This window comes from Methanolobus profundi (assembly GCF_900114835.1).
In the GTDB taxonomy this organism is placed as follows: Archaea; Halobacteriota; Methanosarcinia; order Methanosarcinales; family Methanosarcinaceae; genus Methanolobus; species Methanolobus profundi.
Genome location: NZ_FOUJ01000003.1, coordinates 137,574 through 154,987, shown reverse-complemented (window position 1 = coordinate 154,987; position 17,414 = coordinate 137,574). Strand labels below are relative to the sequence as shown.

14 protein-coding genes are annotated in these 17,414 nt (G+C 44.3%); 3 read left to right on the top strand and 11 right to left on the bottom strand.

Annotated elements, in window-relative coordinates; genetic code table 11:
* Positions 1-5: 5 nt before the first annotated feature.
* The 10 genes from BM008_RS08225 to BM008_RS08180 form a co-directional block, all read right to left on the bottom strand.
* Positions 6-1,964: a glycoside hydrolase family 15 protein gene (locus BM008_RS08225; RefSeq protein ID WP_091935968.1), complete on the bottom strand. Its 1,959-nt coding sequence runs from the start codon at positions 1,962-1,964 to the stop codon at positions 6-8.
* The gene (locus tag BM008_RS08220; RefSeq protein ID WP_177188027.1) at positions 1,961-2,752 is read right to left on the bottom strand and encodes a V4R domain-containing protein; all 792 of its coding nucleotides are present in this window, start codon (positions 2,750-2,752) and stop codon (positions 1,961-1,963) included. The genes BM008_RS08225 and BM008_RS08220 overlap by 4 nt, the downstream gene beginning before the upstream one ends.
* Positions 2,753-2,813: 61 nt before the next feature.
* Positions 2,814-4,010 carry a glycoside hydrolase family 57 protein gene (locus BM008_RS08215; protein ID WP_091935964.1) on the bottom strand — a complete coding sequence of 399 codons (1,197 nt, stop codon included), beginning with the start codon at positions 4,008-4,010 and terminating at the stop codon, positions 2,814-2,816.
* Positions 4,007-5,137, bottom strand: a complete 1,131-nt coding sequence (locus BM008_RS08210; protein ID WP_091935962.1) for a polysaccharide deacetylase family protein — start codon at positions 5,135-5,137, stop codon at positions 4,007-4,009. Before BM008_RS08210 ends, BM008_RS08215 begins: the two co-directional genes overlap by 4 nt.
* Positions 5,138-5,155: 18 nt before the next feature.
* On the bottom strand, positions 5,156-6,010 hold the full coding sequence (locus tag BM008_RS08205) for a mechanosensitive ion channel family protein (RefSeq protein WP_091935960.1): 855 nt from the start codon (positions 6,008-6,010) through the stop codon (positions 5,156-5,158).
* A complete protein-coding gene (locus BM008_RS08200) occupies positions 6,007-6,729 on the bottom strand; it encodes a DUF432 domain-containing protein (protein WP_091935958.1) in 723 nt (240 codons plus the stop codon). Before BM008_RS08200 ends, BM008_RS08205 begins: the two co-directional genes overlap by 4 nt.
* 29 nt (positions 6,730-6,758) lie before the next feature.
* Complete coding sequence (gene corA / locus BM008_RS08195; RefSeq protein ID WP_091935956.1) at positions 6,759-7,784, bottom strand: magnesium/cobalt transporter CorA; 1,026 nt, start codon at positions 7,782-7,784, stop codon at positions 6,759-6,761.
* 93 nt (positions 7,785-7,877) lie between these two features.
* A complete protein-coding gene (locus BM008_RS08190; RefSeq protein ID WP_091935954.1) occupies positions 7,878-9,044 on the bottom strand; it encodes a glycosyltransferase family 4 protein in 1,167 nt (388 codons plus the stop codon).
* 19 nt (positions 9,045-9,063) lie between these two features.
* Positions 9,064-10,041 (bottom strand): galactose-1-phosphate uridylyltransferase, encoded by a 978-nt coding sequence (locus BM008_RS08185; RefSeq protein WP_091935952.1) that lies wholly within the window; start codon positions 10,039-10,041, stop codon positions 9,064-9,066.
* Between the two features lie 3 nt (positions 10,042-10,044).
* Complete coding sequence (locus BM008_RS08180) at positions 10,045-11,847, bottom strand: glycosyltransferase (protein ID WP_091935950.1); 1,803 nt, start codon at positions 11,845-11,847, stop codon at positions 10,045-10,047.
* Between the two features lie 223 nt (positions 11,848-12,070).
* Here BM008_RS08180 and BM008_RS08175 point away from each other — a divergent pair, with 223 nt between their 5' ends.
* The 3 genes from BM008_RS08175 (at position 12,071) to BM008_RS08165 (ending at position 14,604) form a co-directional block, all read left to right on the top strand.
* A complete protein-coding gene (locus BM008_RS08175) occupies positions 12,071-13,096 on the top strand; it encodes a DUF21 domain-containing protein (RefSeq protein WP_091935948.1) in 1,026 nt (341 codons plus the stop codon).
* A gap of 77 nt (positions 13,097-13,173) precedes the next feature.
* Positions 13,174-13,695 (top strand): substrate-binding domain-containing protein, encoded by a 522-nt coding sequence (locus tag BM008_RS08170; protein WP_091935946.1) that lies wholly within the window; start codon positions 13,174-13,176, stop codon positions 13,693-13,695.
* A 48-nt stretch (positions 13,696-13,743) separates the two neighbouring features.
* Positions 13,744-14,604 (top strand): mechanosensitive ion channel family protein, encoded by an 861-nt coding sequence (locus BM008_RS08165; RefSeq protein WP_091935944.1) that lies wholly within the window; start codon positions 13,744-13,746, stop codon positions 14,602-14,604.
* Between the two features lie 27 nt (positions 14,605-14,631).
* Here BM008_RS08165 and BM008_RS08160 read toward each other — a convergent pair whose 3' ends face one another.
* Entirely contained in the window at positions 14,632-17,346 is a 2,715-nt protein-coding gene (locus BM008_RS08160; RefSeq protein WP_091935942.1) for a cation-translocating P-type ATPase, read from the bottom strand.
* Between the last annotated feature and the right edge of the window lie 68 nt (positions 17,347-17,414).

Here is a 17,414-nt window from a genome sequence, read left to right as displayed (position 1 = left end):
TTCGTTCAGTCCCTGTCCAGTTTCTTCTGGAGATCGTCCAGAAGCATGATGTTGTCAAGCATGAGTGCACAACTCCAGCTGAGCGGTATTGCCCATGCAGGTCTTCCTGTGTATTTATTCACCTGTTCCGGTAACATTCCCGCTCCGGTTGCACCCTTAAGTGACCATTGGATGTATTTTAGCGCATCATGGGTAAGTGCACTCAATTCTTCCCTGTCGGTATCATCGCTGGTCAATGCCAGTTCGAGCAATGCCTTTGAAAGCCAGAGGGTGGTTACAACCCATGGATTTCCATCGATGTATGTATCATCTACATATCGTTTGATACCAAAATGGCCATTGACAGGTACTCTGAGATACTTTTCGATATTACGTATGATAGACTTGATCATCTCTCTCTCTTTCTTGTCTGTTGGAGAGAGCATGTTGAAAGGAACAAATACACCGATTATACTAGCATCAATAGCATTATCATACGCCCCATCTTTCATTCCCCTGGCAAAGTATCCTTCATCAAGCCAGAATTTCTCGATAGTGGTCCTCTTGATAAACTCGGCCCTCTCGGTCCATCTGTCTGCAAGTCCCTTTTCATTATAATCGATAGCCATGTTCGCGGCTCCGATGAGTCCTGCATATATGGCGGCATTGGTGTAGGTGAATATACCGGAATGTGTTTCCCAGAGGCACAGGCATGTTTCATGTATTCCGCTGCTGGTTCTTCTCATGAGATATTCTGCTGCACACAGGACCGTTGCCCACATATTGTCAAGGAATTCCGCTTTTACAGGCTGGTCAAGGGTCTGATAATAGCTGTTCATTGCAAATATCGTTGAACCCGTTTCATCGATCTGTGTGGAATAGCTGAAATTTCCCCATGAAGGAGCAGTATTCCCATCAAGCCAGTAACGCTGGAACCATGATCCGTCCTGAAGCTGCGTGCCTTTGCACCATTTGAAGAAACGGGAGCAATAATCAGGATAACCAGCTTCCATAAGTGACGTGACGATCTCGGCAGAATCCCTGTGCCAGCAATAGCCGTATCCCCCGCTCATCTCGAATTCATGGTCGAACTCTGGAGCAGCAAGAAATGATCCTTTTCCCGGATCATTGAGTATGCTCAGTGCAAGTATGGACCTGTTGAAAGCCTTCATAAGTTCCAGGCGGAATTCCTGAAAACCCAGGTAATCAGGTAATTCGAGAAGCTTTTTTTTCGAGAGCCATTTGATCCACTTCTCCTGTGTATCATTATATATTCTCTCAACAGGTTCTTTCAGTACCTCTCGCATCCTTCTGTAAAGTGCCGGTCTTCTTGAGGCAGCTCCTATAAAAACAGTGATCTCAACAGGTTTTGATGGTTCAAGATCAAGTTTCCATCCAACAGCGCAGTTAAGGTTGCCTATATCCTCATTGTTTCGCTGAAGTTCGCCATCTTCCATGTCGAATTTGGCATTTGTCCACCAGATAGTGTCCATTGATTTGCCTACCTGCCATTCCTCGAACAGTGGTGTTGAGGTGATCCCTACATAGTAGTTCTTCCAGTATTGTGCCAGAAGACCTGAATCGTAATCGCAGAACCCGGAGTTCTTTTTCTTCATCTCTCCAACCTGGAGGTTCGAGAAATAGAAGAACTTTCCATGGAAGCTGTGGGTGGAACTTAACTTGTATTTGCGTACAAGTACCGGAAGGGTTGGGTGGACAAAGTCCAGTATCTCCATCTTAAGTCCGGAAGGATGGGTGAGCTCTGTGCTCACTATATTTGTATTATCGATATATTTCTGGTCGGCTACCCATTCACGGGCATTGGACCAGATGAGCCCTTTTCCATCATGGATACAGGCCTGAGATTCTTCAACATGCTGTGCGAAATCCTTTCCCGGGTAATAATAACCGAAGATCTCCCCTTTCTTTCCCATGGTTACCAGAAGTCGTTCATTCCCAAGGATGGAATTGGGTTGTCTGATCAATTCGATCCTCCCCTGAGAAGGTGTTCGATCTTTGCCCCTTCCGGAACGGGAGAGATGATATGTTCACAAAGAACATCACCCATGGATTCACATCTGGTCTCACGGACCTGCACAACTTTTCCCAATGACTCGGAAATATAACCTGCAAGGAAACCGCTGATATATCCACAAACAGGAGTATCACTGTCCTCGTATTCCCCTGCAATGAAGGATTCTCTTATCCTTGCACTTCCTTTCAGTTCATCAACGTCCATATCATAATCGAGAATGCCCCAGCCGGCTGCCATAAGCAGTTCTTTGAGCAATTCAAGGAAATTACTATCATCCATTTCGGTAACTCCCCGGAGATACCTTGCAGCGCCTTCACCGTTCCTCAGCCCTACAATTGTCAACAGACCTTCAGATTGTGGTACATGTTCGTTCAGTACATTGAGGAAATTCACAAAGGTCTTGGCCCTGATCATGACAGCCCTGTCTCCCAGGATATGTAGTGGGAAATCTACTGACTGGATGACCCTGTTCTTCGAATATCCCCAGTCAAGACCAAGGACTATGTCCTTTTTTTCAAGTTCTTCAGCTATACTTTTGATGTCTCTGCCTTTTTTTGCTTCAGTGAACATCACGTACTTCCCTTTACTAGGGTCCTCTGAACTATCAAGGTATGCAAATCTGATATCAAGGTCCTTGTCTGCGAAAAATGCTGTGATATCAGCTTCAGAATGCAATGTGTTCTCATAGTTGATCTTGAACCAGACAACGTCTGCTTCCGGATCCACTTTGGAGAACATGTAAAGATCTCTCACCATGAACAATAACTCCCGTAGGTAAATAGAACTTTAAGTAATATATTCATTCTGTTGATGTCAGGGTCCTGAATACATGTGCCTTGAAGTCCGTCAGTGCTGCCATGAAGTTAACCGCTGCATCATATGGGCTATTATGTATGCTGAAATAGGAGTGTACATCCCCATCTCCCAGCCACTTTGTGCTCATGTAGTAATAGTGGTCCGATGTGAGCATATGTTTCCATATTCTCAGCAGCTCTGCATCTTCTGTCTTTTTGACGTAATCCCCAAGTATCTTCATCTCTTCAAAGCAACGTCTCTGCATATCATTTCCTAGCCAGGCGCTCGTATCTCTTTCAACATCTGCCCATGATATCGTGGAGAAATCACCAACATCGATATCACCTGCAGGTTTGTAGGCCTCGATCGTCTGTGATGGTGTCAGGAATCTCATCCCTCTGTCCATTACCTCTCCCGGAAGTGCCTTCAGGAAATCAAAGATACCGGTATCTTCCCATTGGTGTTCACCGAAGGTCTCGTAATCCATGAATATGTTCAGTGTCTCACCTTTGTTCCAGAAAGCCCAGTCTGCCCACTTGTTTGCAGTCAGCGGGTATTCCTCCCACCATCGGGATGAGAAACGATAACCGATATCATCACTTAGCTTGTAATTGCGGAGAAGAACTGCTATATCTGCATATTTTGCCTTGTATACATGGTCAGGGGACCTGCCGCTGAGTACGCGTTCGATCCCTTCGCTCATAATGGCCTTGTATCCCATCTGGTCTGCAAAATGTGCAATGCTGTTATTGTAGAGCATCTCAGTGTTCCTGAATATTCGTGGGGTTACCCCCAGTAGCTCAGATACGAGTCTCTGATGCTCCTTTACCTCGTCCATGAACTCTTCCTTCGAGCCGAATAAAGATGCCAGGGAATGATAACATGTCTCATCCACAAACTCGATACAGCCGGTTTCGGCAAGGTCACGGAATGAATCAAGTACGTCCTCTCCCCACTCCAGACATTGTTCCAGCAGTGTGCCTGTAACCGACATGCTTGCCTTGAAATTTCCATTCGTACTGTCTGTAAGTTCCAGGAGTGTCCGGTTGGCCGGAAGATAGCATTTACCTGCCACCTTCAGGAATATCTCTTTGTTCACCTTTTCATCGAAATACCTGTCAAATCCCTGTTTGTTGTCAGGCCAGAACCATCTGAGCCTGTATGGCTGATGAACCTCGAAAAAAGGGCAGATAGAGTTCATCTTTGTTCCTCCATGACAGCACGTTCTATATCAGAGAGTATAGAGAGGTCGTTCACAGCCCTTTCATATCCAAGGCGTCTCTCTTCAGAGTTCATCTCCAGGAAAACCTCGCTCTGCTGCAGGTAACGATAGATCCGGAGCAATTCCTTTCTCTTCTCAGGATCCTTTACTGATCCTATCTGTTCTCCTATATCCACAAGCTCGTGCATGAAAAGATGTTGTGCATGGTTCCCAAGCAGGTTATGCATACCGTAACGTGCTGTTGTCTTTGATCCAAGGGAGGAAAGCTCTGTGCTTTTGAACATCTCTACAGCCTCTTCTGCCAGTACCATTCTGATCCCTTGTTTTTTGAAGCTCAGCGGTATCTCTTTCAGGAACCTGAGTATCTCCTTGTTGTTCTGAAGATGTGTGTTTATAGCATCATATTTTATGTAGAGCGTGATAACGTCCCCTTCCATGCTTGCTATCCATGATGCGAACTTGTCGGCGATAAGTGGATACCCTGACCATGCTTTGTCAGAGAACTTGATCTCAAGGTCCTCGCTCAGGTTTATGTGTCTCAGGAGCGTGGGGATATCATTATTGTAAACATGCATGGGGTCGTAACCGTTCGTGATATTATGGGAACCTTCCGAGATAATGCACTTGAACCCCATCTCTTTGAGCACTTTCAGTGTCTTTCTCTCAAAAAGGAGTTCAGTATTAACGAATGTCGTTGCCTCTCTGCCAAAGAGTTCCTTTATTATTTTAAGGTCCATCTCTACCTGTTCCCTGAACTCTTTCATATCAGGGAACATCGAACATACCGAGTGATAATATGGTGAAGCAGCAAATGAGACACTCTTCCTGTCAAGACCTTTGAAGCCTTCGATCACCTCAGGTGCCCATTTACATTGCTCAAGGAAGACACCGGATACATCCAGTGTATATTTTCCTCCGTTATCTATGGACTCTGCGAGGGTATCGTTGAGGGTTTCCAGATTCTCTGAAAGTTTTGTGAAATTATGGAATGCCTTCTCCATGTCGAAGTATTTCTCTATATGGACTTCCCCGTAGCCTTCCTGTGGCCAGTACCAGCGAACTGGTAAAGGCAGGTGTACCTCGAAACAAACACATACTGCTTTCATGATAGATCGATTCCTGAATTAGTCTTCATGGATCCCATTCCCGTCCATGTTCCTTGTATCAAGCCCGTTTGCGAACCATACAGTTCTCTGTGGGAAGGCTATCTCTATTCCATTCTCTTCAAGCGTCTTCTTGATGATCCAGAGGAGCTTTGTCTTAGTGTCATACCATTCAACAGCAGGTGCCCATACCCTGACAGTGATATTCACAGCATTATCTCCAAGATTGTCTACAAATACGCTTGGAGACGGATTTACAAGTGCATAGGGCTGCTCATCTATAAGGTCCTTGATGATCGCTATGGCCTTATCCGCATCATCTTCATAACGTATACCCACAACATACTCGAACCTCCTTACCAGGTTTGCCACGTAGTTCGTGATACTTGTTGTAAAAACGGTCTCATTCGGTAACCTGATGTAGAGCCCTTCATATGTTCGAATGATAGTGGATATTATCTTGATGTCCTCTACATATCCTAGTTTGTTATCGATATTTACCTGATCTCCGATCTTTATAGGACGCTCGACCATCAGGAATATCCCTGATATGAAATTACCTACGATGCTCTGACTGGCAAAACCAATGACGATACCCACAACACCACCAGCCACAAGAAGACCGGAAGTATCAATGTCAAGTACCGGGAATATCACTCCGAGAATTACAAGCACTATCAGTCCGTAGTAAATGGTCTTGAGCAGGATGTTAAGGTGCTCTTTGTCCATCTTGTCCTTTAGCGTTCTCTGAAGATATATTGTGATACCTTTGCCTAATACAACGGTGAAAAAGAGTATCAGTACAACGGTAATTATCTGCAGGAAAGGATCAGAGAGCGGTGGGATGTATTGTGTGATAATGGTGCTGTTGGTCATAGGCCGAACTCCATTATTCCCTTTGTTCCGTTTATGATCAGCTTACGTGAGGTATAGAGCTCCATTGACCTCTTGAACCGTGAGGTTGTAGGATATGTGCTGAAATCAGTTTCAGCCAGAAGCTTGTTTATGATCCGCATGGATGCCTTCATGCCAATTCTACTGTCACCATAGTAGATCTTCATGCCGTAGGCATTGAATACAGCCTGTGTGACCTCCATCATGTGATTAGAATCATTGATGATCTCAAGCTCGATGTACCCTTCATGCATCAGATCGGTCTTTGGTTCTTCAGAGTACACGTCACTCTCCCAGTGTCTGCAGATAAGTCCATGATTATGGCTTCCATAAAGGGTGAACTTCACTCTGGAAAAGGTGAAAGTATCGATGACCTCATGGTTCCCTGACCTGTCAGTGACGAAGACGCCTATTTCCACGGGGAATGTAAGATATATCTTCTTTCTATCACCGGGGCGTATCAAAGCCGGACGTTTGAACTCTATAAGGAGGAACGATGTAAGTTTTCTTGGCAGATTCACCGGTTCTATAGGATTTATGAGAATGTCACCGTCATTGTTCAGCAGCACAAGCTCTGTTTCTTCTTTTCCCTGGAATGTACGCTTGTATACAAGGTCGCTACCTTGTTTTTCAACTGTAATTACAGTATCTTCGAAATCTGTTAGTTCTGTAGTGAATGGTGGATGATATATCTCATACATTTTCTATCGGCATCCGTTATTCTTTGTGATCAAAGCCAGTTCTTCTTTCTGAAATATATATACATTGACAGGAATATCGTTATATTGATGATCCATACGGCAGGATATCCCCATTTCCATCCAAGTTCCGGCATATAGGAGAAGTTCATTCCATACATCCCTGCAAGGAATGTCAGTGGTATGAAGATGGTGGCTATGATAGTAAGCGTTTTCATAACTTCGTTCATTTTATTGCTGACGCTTGACAGATAGACATCCAGTATGCCGGAGAGTATGTCGCGGTACGTTTCGATCGTCTCCGAGATCTGGATGGTGTGATCATAGACATCTTTCAGAAATACAAAGGTCGTGTCCTGAAAAAGAGCCGACTCCGTTCTTTCCATCCCGTTTATAACTTCCCTGAGAGGCCATACTGACTTTCGCAGGTATATCATCTCTTTTTTCATGTCGTGTATGCTTTGCAGGGTTTCAGGATTTGGGTCATCTATCAACTTGTTCTCCAGTTCCTCTATGATATCCCCGAATCTCTCAATGATTATGAAATAATTGTCGACTATGGAGTCAATGAGCGCGTATGCAAGATAATCAGCACCCATTGTACGGATCCTTCCTTTTGAGTTCCTGATGCGCTCTCTTACAGAATTGAAAGTATCGCCTTCTATTTCCTGGAATGATATCACAAAGCCCTTTCCAAGTATTATGCTGACCTGTTCCGCTTTCACATCAGCATCTTCTTCTGAGAACCAGAGCATCTTGAGAACAACATATATGTAGTGATCATAGTCCTCCATCTTCGGTCGCTGGCTTGTGTGGACGATATCTTCCATTACAAGTGGATGCAGACCAAAGTGCTTTCCAAGTTTCTCAATAATATCTACCTGGTGGATACCATCGATATTGATCCATGATACTGTAGAGGAATCTTTGAAAGGGAAACATTCCTCTACATCATCAACGGTCTTTTCGTGATAATTTGTCCTGTCGTAGTCTATAATGGTTATCTTTGGTTTCTCGGTCCTTTTTTCTCCCACATGGACCAGACTTCCGGGCATCATTCCTGCCTTCCGTGAGACACGATTTGTGATATTTCTTATAGTAACACCCCAATGCTGGTTTTTATCTTCATAGATAAAATGCAGATAAAAAGTTCATGAAAGCATTTTTCTGTAAACATCCACTGTCATTTCTGCTATGTTGTTCCAGTTGTACCTGGTCCCAATGAGCTTTTTTCCTACTTTCCCAAGCTCATCGTCATCATAGTTATCCAGTACATGGTTTATTCCCCATGCAATGGACTCGGGGTTCTGGTAGACTATAACCCCGTCCCTGAAGTTATCGATAAGTGAGATCGCATTTGTTGCCACGATGTTCTTACTGACATCCCATGCCTCTAATAATATGATGCCAAAGGGCTCGTTACGGCTTGGAACACATATAAGGTTGCAGGCATTCATCCATTTCTTCTTGACCGATTCATCAACATAACCCAGGAAATGACAGCTATCCCGGATGTTCAGTTCATAGGATATGTGCTCACATTCAGCACGCATCTCTCCTTCACCTATAATTACGAACTTTGCATCCCATCGTCTTGCAAGCACATCAGGTATTGCCCTTATGAAAAGGTCAGGACCTTTCTGGTAGTTCATCCTTCCTACAAAGAGAACGACCGGTGCGTATGGATGTATCCCATACTCTTCCTTGACCTTACCAGGGTCAACACCCATCTGCATCTTGTTCTCATGTATGCCGTTGGGCACTATGGATATCTTGTTATCGGGTATCTGATAGAGATGCTGGATCTCATCTGTCAGGATCGTTGATGTGGATATGACACATGCGGATTCATATCCTCCTCTCCATTCACGATGGCTTATCTCTATGGCTTCCCACCAGTTACCATGCTGGTTACCGTTCCTGCCCCATTCTGTACTATGGTAGGTGATGGCAAATGGGAGTCCGAACTCATCTTTGAGCCTGCATACAAGGTTGACAGGATGCCAGTCATGTACGTGTGTGAGGTCAAACTCACCAAAATCCTGTGTAGCCTCGATAAAAGCAGCGTACATGGAATCACACATACTGTCCATCTGCTGCACTATCCCGCCGTAAAGGGCATGGAATATACGGTGGTAATGAACCCCGTTGACTATCTCATAGGGAAGCATGTCCCTGTTCCTTGTGAATATATGGACCTCATGACCCATAGCGGCTAGAGCCTCTGAAAGCTCGGTCACATGGGGTGCCAGTCCTCCGACCTTCACGGAATGAAGGCTCTCCCAGGAGAACATGGCGATCCGTAACATCTCTTTCATTTTCCACTCCTGAATATGCTCACTCTTTTCCAAGAAGATGTTCTACAGCCGTTTCAGGTGGCATGGTGTTGATGTATATGTCCGTGTTCTTCTCAAAACCAGCAGCAATTGATGTGATAGGTGCTATACGGACATTGAAATGATAGCTAAGGTCGTGTTCCACCTGGAAGAACATGTAATTGTACGCAAGTTCAGGTATCGTTCCCTCAAGCAACTCGACAGCTTTCCTTATACAGTCACCAAGGGACATTAACAGTTCATCACTGAAAGATGACAGATGGTTCACGTGTTCTTTTGGCAGCATCCACATCTCATAAGGCGATCTTGAGTAGTATGGAGCTATAAGAATGAAGTCACTGTTCTCGTAAACCTGTCTTTCGCTTCCACTCTCCTTCTCCACTATTCTGCAGTATGGACATTTCTCCAGTTCGTCCATTGCCTTTTTCTCTTTGATGATAGAAGAGGGTACAATGGGTAAGGCGATCAGTTGTGAATGAGTGTGTTCAAGTGAGGCTCCTGCCTTCTTCCCCCAATTCTTGAAAAGCGAGACATATTTTATCCCTTTCTGGGACTGGTAATGAACCACTCTGTCCCGGTATGCTTTCATCAGCAGCAATATCTGCTCATCTGAAAAGAGATGGAGCCTGCTCTCATGTATGGGGTTCTCTATGATCACTTCGTGGAAACCAAAACCTTTCATGACAGAAAATGATGTATTTTCAACTTCATCTGCATCCGGTGATAATGCCGGATAGAGGTTTGGTATGCATCTGATATCCCAACCGGTGACCAGTTCTTCATCGGTGTCCTTCAGGATATCCCCATTCTTATAAACAGCAGTTCCAGGTGGTGTCTGATGCTCATGTCCTTTGCAGAAAACACAACTTGTGGATGGTGTATCATCACCACATGCTTTTGGGGCAGATGGCCTTTTACTTCTTCCAAAAGCTATTATGCAGTGCTCATCAAGGAAATAGTGTTTGCGTATCTCTGACATGTTTCACTCCAGTATCGTTCCTGTAAGAAGTTCATAATACGTTTTGATAGGTTCTTCCCAGTTCATGTCCCTTGCCAGCAGGTTCGCTTCCTGACAGAGGAGGTTATACTTGACCTTGTCATCTGTGAAAGTGTCGATGAAGTAGTCCATGGCAAGTGCATAGTCTGCGATCGATTCAAGATAGGGTATGGAGATGTTGTCCACAACGATCACTCCTCCCATTCCCATGACCAGTCTTTTCAGGGTCTTGAGCGCATCACTGAAGCCACATACCTTGCTTACGATACTTGGTGTGGATTCCTTTCCGGCCTCCAGTCCGGTGAGCAGGAACGGTTCATATTTGGAGGGGAAAACACCGGCTATACATCCGGCCATGAACTCATCAGGGTTCATGTTAAGTCCGCCATCATGGTCTGATATCCACTGCGGATACAGGACCGCTGAAACATGACGGGTACCATCAGGTATCTTTGAACATCCAAGTCCTCTGGACTGTATCATTTGCTGAAGGCGTATCTCCTCACCTACAAGGACCTCTTCCGGTAAATTGACCGGGAAGTTCTCAGGGAGATTTGTCTTTGGACCCTGAGCTGCAATAATGAAACATATGACACGATAGTTCTCATCAAGATGTCCGGCATCGATCTCGGTCTTGACCATCCGGTCAAGTATGAGGAGGGAATCCAGCAGGTCAGGATAACCCTTGTTCTCTATTTCTATACGTGAGATCGAGAATATCGGTATGATCCTATCCGGTGGAATTACCTTGCTATCGAAAACATTGTATATCTTCTCAGAGAGGAATTCCTGTATCTTTTTCCTGGAGGCGTTCTTCTTGTCCCAGTCTATCTCTTCATCTTCCTTATCTATTCCATTGCGAACAATAATGGAATCTATCCCATAGAAAAGCTTAATTTCTTTTCGTGTAGAGTCACCGACCGCTGTAACCACGTCCGCGTAGGCAGAAAGGGATTCCAGTTTTGCATGGTTGATGGGAACGCCGCTGTCCCACGAACTATCGTTATCTCTTATTTTCTGGATGGAATAATGTCCTGATGATCTTCCGGGAAGGGTTGCATGGTATGTTGCAACGGTCTTGACGCTTATGCCAAGTTTCTTCAGGCGTGCGAGTGCATAGAAAACACCGAACTCATGACAGTGAAGTGATACATGGACAGCTGGCATGAGGGATGCTGCAAACTCTGAGATGGCCTGATCATGATACTCTTCCGAACTTTTCTCCCTGGCAGTAACAAGTGCCCTTATAAATTCCGATAATGCATATGACAGGTTCAGGTAATGCGAGTATTCCATGCCGTTACCCATACTCTCATAGGTCATGGAGTCAAGACCTATAAGGTCGAATGCCTCTGCTTTGATCATGCTGGCAAGACACATTTCCTGACCTTTGTATTCCCTGCTGACCCTGCAGAAATCATCGGTCTTGAACATAAGGTGTATCACTTTAACACCTTTGATCATCTCGATCCCCACGAAGGATTCTATACCTCTTCTCTTCAGCTCTTCCATTGTCTCAAAGAACTCTCCTTCCGGTTCCATCTCCTCAAAAGCGCTCATATCGGTGATACGGTTAAGGCCTTTGTTCCAGTCAGAACCGCTGTGTCCATAGTACGGTCCGGCAACGATGATACTGGGTGCTGTCTCCTTGTCGATAATACCTTTGCTGATCAGACTGGCGAGACTCTTTGCTTCTGCATCGATAACATTCCAGATACCCCCCATCTTATTGGACCTGGGGCCAGCTTCCTCGCCTGCGATTATTATACACTTGCTTTCTAAAGTCATTCCCTTTCTCCCTGAATTATCTTCTATTCTTATAGGGGCTCAATTATATATGAAAATATCTCACTAGGTTTGATGATCCGTAAATATACAAGGTGACCTATTGGGAGAGGGAAGTCTGTGTATGGCCTTTCAGATATATCTCAAAGTCGTTCCTCAGAAAGTATTTATTACCTTTATACGCATAAGGGAGATGGGTTTTATTATAATCCCAGCGGAATAATACATGAATGATCTAATAACATGGTTCTTAATAATTCTCTGTCTGCTTCAGTCCGGTGTGTTCTCCGGTCTGACGATAGGTATGTTCGGGCTTAGCCGCCTTCGTCTTGAAATTGAAGCGGAGGCTAAAAGTGAGAATGCAAGGAAGGTCCTGGAACTCAGGCACAATTCTCACCTGCTGCTTTCAACACTTTTGTGGGGTAATGTAGGTATAAATGTCCTTTTGACATTGCTGACAGATTCAGTTATGGCAGGTTCTTCAGCTTTCATCTTCTCCACAGTGTTGATCACTATTTTCGGAGAGATCGCTCCTCAGGCGTATTTCACACGTAATTCCTTAAGACTTGGTGCCGCACTTTCACCACTTGTGAAATTCTACATGGCATTGTTGTACCCGGTGGCAAAACCATCTGCAATGCTTCTGGATATGTGGCTTGGAAAGGAGAAGATGGAATTCTTCAAAGAACGTTCCCTTGGAATTATGCTCAAAAAGCATATAATCTCAGAGAGCAGCGACATTGATCATCTTGAGGGACTTGGTGCTCTGAACTTCCTTTCAATAGATGATCTTCACATAAAGCAGGAAGGTTCGGTCATTGATCCATTGAGTATCGTTTCACTTCCAACTTATAATGGTCTGGTCATGTTCCCTTCTAAAGAGGACCCGGAATTTGCTCAATTACTTGAAAAAGTGGCTTCCAGTTCAAAGAAGTGGGCCATAGTGGTAGATGAGACCGATGAGCCTGTACTTGCAATAGATTCCGGTTCTTTCCTGAGGGATGCTATCTATGGGAAGTTGGAGTTCAATCCATATCGTTACTGTCATCATCCTATCATCATACGTGATCCGGAAGAGAAGATCGGCAATGTACTTCATCGTCTGAAGGTCTATCCTGTGAATGCAGAGGATGATGTCATAGATGATGATCTTATACTCTACTGGAACAGGGATGACTCTGAAAAGATGATCATAACAGGATCTGACATACTTGGTCGTCTCTTAAGGGGAATAGTTGTAAGGGTAGAGTAGATCATTTTTCTCCTTTTTTACGATATGTTTAATTACTTAAAAAATACAAATATATTTAGGGCTCGGGGAGGGTCTTTATGAAAGAAAATATCCTTAAGATAAGAGCTGAGATCGATCAGCTCATTGATAAAACGGGTAATGAAGCGGAGATCATCGCAGAAAATGTGAAGGTATCTGTAAAGGCTATCGTGGGAGAAATAAAAAGTATCGATCTTCAAGAGGATATGGAACATATCTATGGAGATATTGATGAACTTGCCGAAAGGTCAGGGGAAAAGGCAAAACACCTTGCTTCGGAGATCGGCAAAAAACTTGATGTCCTCGCTGAAAGGATAAACCTTGGAAAGAACTATGATAAGATAAATGCAGGAATAGATTCTCTTGTTGATTCAACAGGTGATGAAGCTGCAAAGATCACTGAAGATGTAATGGACCTTCTCAAAAAGATAGCAGCTTCTGTAAGATCAGTTGATCTTAAAGAAGAGGTAGAGGAGATATCAGAGAAGATCAAAGAACTGGCACAGGCTACCGGCAAGGAAGCTGAGGAAATAGCATCTGACATTAAAGAAAAGATAAGTGATATTAAAAAGAAAGAGTGATATCTCTCTTTCTTATTTTACTATTATACTAGTGAGAAGAATGATAACATGGTACTGGACCTGCAGGATCTGATTACTACTTTTTTGCCTACATTACTGGAAATTGGTAAAGGTCTTTTTGTCGTTGTTATTCTTCTGATCCTGATAAGTATCTTCATCGATGCTTTGAAGAAAAATCTTCTAAGCAAGGCAAAGACGAAAAAACAGACCTCGAATATCAAGCTGATGAGCCAGCTTTTCCGTTATTCACTATATCTGCTGGTCATATTATTTGTAACTCTTTCTTTTTCAGGTGCATGGTCGGAGTTCGGTGTATTCCTTGGTCTGCTATCAGCAGCGATCGGTTTTGCACTCCAGAAACCTATGACCGGTATTGCTGCCTGGATAATGGTCGTTACAAAGAGACCTTTCGATATCGGTGACAGGATAATAGTAGGTGATGTGAAGGGTGATGTTGTGGATATCAACCTCACACATGTCCATGTCATGGAAATAGGCGGCCTGATAGGCGATGAGGAGAATTCAGGCAGGGTCGTCATGGTCCCTAACTGGCTTCTCTTTGAGAAGAACATCATCAATTATACATCTAACAATGACTTTGTGCTTCACAGTGTCATTGTCAATGTGACCTATGAGAGCAACCTCGATAAGGCTATGGAGATAGCTGACCTTTCGGCGAGGAAGTTCCTTGCAGGTCTTATCAGCACAAGTCCGGGAAGTCCTCATATCAGAGTTGATTTCCAGGCAAGTGGCATAGATGTACAGGTGAAGTATTTCTGTCCTTCCAGACAGTTGCATGAGTATTCCTCAAAGATAACAAAAGAGATCTTTGACAGGGTAAGGGCAAGCGACGACGTGGAGATAGCCTATCCGCATACAGAGGTCGTATTCAGAAAAAAGAAAGAGTGATGGGCAGGGAATTGTCCATGTTACATTTTACCATTTGAAGAAACGGATAGCAAATGCTGAATCCTTTCTTATGGCATATTTTCTTAGTTCATCGATACCCAGCAACAGCAGTGCAAATGGAACTGCGATGAGTATGTATTTCATTGATATTGCTGCTGTGTTGAATATCATGTTCACGAACGGGTTGAATATGATGAAAGACAGTATGAGCAGCTCGCTTGCTATACCGAGCAGCACCATACGGTTACTGAAGAATCCTTTTGTCAGTACGGACTGCCTTCTTGTCCTCGATGTAAAGACATTTGCGATCTGACAGATAATTACAGCTGCGAAGAATGCTGTTATGGCCTGCATGTAGAGTGGGTCTGAGAATGGGAGCTGCTGTCCCCAGGTCCATCCTCCGTCGAACATTACTGCGAAGTAACAGGCGAATCCGGCAGCTGCCTCAATAGGTCCTTTGACACCATAGGATGTAAGCAGTACCTGTGGTGTCAGAAGCTTCTCATCCCTTTTACGTGGTGGTCGCTTCATAATATCTCCCTCTCCTTTTTCAACAGCAAGGGACAGCGCAGGCAGTATGTCTGTACCAAGGTCGATGGCGAGAATAAGCTGCACGTTCATTGGCAGTGGAAGTGCCAGGAGTACAAATGCTATGAATGGAAGTATCTCAGGTATATTGCTTGTGAGGATATAGGCTATGAACTTCTTGATGTTATCAAATACCGTCCTTCCTTCTTCGATGGCATTGACAATGGTGGCAAAATTATCATCAAGAAGGACCATATCTGCTGCTTCCTTTGCAACGTCGGTACCACTTCCCATGGCAACTCCCATGTCCGCATTCTTCATGGCAGGAGCATCGTTGACACCATCTCCTGTCATTGTCACTATCTCACCAGCAGCCTGGAATGCCTGAACGATCTTCAGTTTCTGAACAGGGGAAGTACGTGCAAAAACAATGCTTGGAGCTTTCAGCTTTTGTGTAAGTTCATCAGTTGACAGTTCTTCAAGCTCTGCACCAGTGATAAGTACGGGTTCTTTATGATCATCAGTAAGACCAACAGTTGCAGCAATTGAACGTGCTGTTACCGGATGGTCTCCTGTTATCATCACCACTTTGATACCAGCCATGTGACATTTTATGATGGCTTCTTTAGCTTCAGGTCTTGGAGGGTCCACAGCACCTGCAAATCCGAGGAAGATGAACCCATCTTGGTATTCCTTTGCACTTTCAGCTTTCCTGTATGCAAAGGCAAGTACCCTTTCCCCTCTCTTTGCCATTTCAAGATGTTCTTTTTCAAGGAGCTGTTTTTCCTTTTCGTCAAGTTTTTCCTCTTTTCCTTCAACCAGTACATGGCTACACATGTCAAGGATCACCTCTGGCGCTCCTTTAAGATACGCCTCCAGCTCGCCGGAAGGTGTCTTAGAGATAACCTGCATTCTCTGTTTTCTGGAATCGAAAGGATACTCCTGCATCCTTGGATAGTCTTCCTTCAATTTCTCTATGTCAGTGAAACCGCTTGAGTAAACGAGCAGTGATCCCTCGGTCGGGTCACCTTTGTAACCAGGAGCCTCTTCTGTTAATCTGGAGTTATTACAGACAGTGGCCACACGCAGCAATACATCAGATGGGGTTGCCTTGTTCTCTACATCCAGATGTCCTGAACCTGTGTAGACGGAATGTATTGCCATCTTGTTCTGTGTGAGGGTCCCGGTCTTATCAGTACATATAACAGTTGTAGAGCCCAACGTCTCTACGGATTCAAGTTGCTTGATAAGTGCATTTCTCTTTGCCATTCTCTTTGATGCGAGACTAAGGGCAAGGGTAACGGTCGGAAGAAGACCTTCCGGTACGTTAGCAACGATTATGCCTATTGCAAATATGAGGTTTGCAAGGAAGGTGTCCTGTATAAGGAAACCTACTATAAAGAAGGAAACTCCGAGAAAAATGGCTATTGCGGAGATGATCTTGATGAAATCATTAAGCTCCCTGCGGATCGGAGTGTCTACAGAGATGGTCTGCTCGGTCAGAGCTGCAAGCTTTCCTATTTGCGTATCTGAACCGATCCCAAAGATTATGGCTTTTCCATTTCCTGTCTGTACAAGTGTTCCTGAGAACACCATATTCCTGCATTCAAGTATATTGGGATGTGTGCATTCAAGTGAACGCAATTGTGGTTCAGCCTCTCCTGTTATGGGTGAGTTGTCCACTTTCAGGGAGTTCTCTTCGATAAGTCTGCCATCTGCAGGTATCTTGTCCCCTTCCTCAAGATAGATAACGTCACCGACCACTATATCAGTAGCAAGGATCTCTGTGATCTTACCATCACGCATCACCCTTGCCTTTGGCGGAATGAGGTTCTTGAAACTTGCCATGATCCTTTCGGCCTGATACTCCTGGATGAACGTGAAGGTACCGTTAAGTATCACGACCCCAAGCAGTGCTATGGCAATGAAGATATTACCCTGTCCCGGGTCAAGCCATTCAGCAATGAACGAAAGTATGGAACCGAATAGAAGTAGCAGTGAGAAGAAGTTCTTGTATTGTTTGAGATATCTGATAAGGAGGCTATCCTTTCTAGTCTCTTCGAAGACGTTCCTTCCACAGAGATCGCCCCTTTTGTTCGCCTCTTCAGATGAAAGACCTTCGGCTGATCCGTTCAGTCTTTCAAACATCTGTTCCAGCGATATGTTATGTTCATCACCACTGGACCTGCACTGAAAGTCCTCTATTTGTGACAAAAACTCACCAACACTCTATTAGATCTATGGGGGTATTAGATAATAAAGTTATGTTTGTTCTGGTTTTT

What these genes read in the sequence shown, in the direction of transcription:
- BM008_RS08170 (WP_091935946.1), top strand. Translation starts at nt 13,174, where the DNA reads ATGAAAGAAAATATCCTTAAGATAAGAGCTGAGATCGATCAGCTCATT.
- BM008_RS08205 (WP_091935960.1), bottom strand. Translation starts at nt 6,010, where the DNA reads ATGACCAACAGCACCATTATCACACAATACATCCCACCGCTCTCTGAT.
- BM008_RS08175 (WP_091935948.1), top strand. Translation starts at nt 12,071, where the DNA reads ATGAATGATCTAATAACATGGTTCTTAATAATTCTCTGTCTGCTTCAG.
- BM008_RS08200 (WP_091935958.1), bottom strand. Translation starts at nt 6,729, where the DNA reads ATGTATGAGATATATCATCCACCATTCACTACAGAACTAACAGATTTC.
- BM008_RS08190 (WP_091935954.1), bottom strand. Translation starts at nt 9,044, where the DNA reads ATGAAAGAGATGTTACGGATCGCCATGTTCTCCTGGGAGAGCCTTCAT.
- BM008_RS08220 (WP_177188027.1), bottom strand. Translation starts at nt 2,752, where the DNA reads ATGTTCTCCAAAGTGGATCCGGAAGCAGACGTTGTCTGGTTCAAGATC.
- BM008_RS08180 (WP_091935950.1), bottom strand. Translation starts at nt 11,847, where the DNA reads ATGACTTTAGAAAGCAAGTGTATAATAATCGCAGGCGAGGAAGCTGGC.
- BM008_RS08165 (WP_091935944.1), top strand. Translation starts at nt 13,744, where the DNA reads ATGGTACTGGACCTGCAGGATCTGATTACTACTTTTTTGCCTACATTA.
- BM008_RS08210 (WP_091935962.1), bottom strand. Translation starts at nt 5,137, where the DNA reads ATGAAAGCAGTATGTGTTTGTTTCGAGGTACACCTGCCTTTACCAGTT.
- corA (WP_091935956.1), bottom strand. Translation starts at nt 7,784, where the DNA reads ATGATGCCCGGAAGTCTGGTCCATGTGGGAGAAAAAAGGACCGAGAAA.
- BM008_RS08215 (WP_091935964.1), bottom strand. Translation starts at nt 4,010, where the DNA reads ATGAACTCTATCTGCCCTTTTTTCGAGGTTCATCAGCCATACAGGCTC.
- BM008_RS08185 (WP_091935952.1), bottom strand. Translation starts at nt 10,041, where the DNA reads ATGTCAGAGATACGCAAACACTATTTCCTTGATGAGCACTGCATAATA.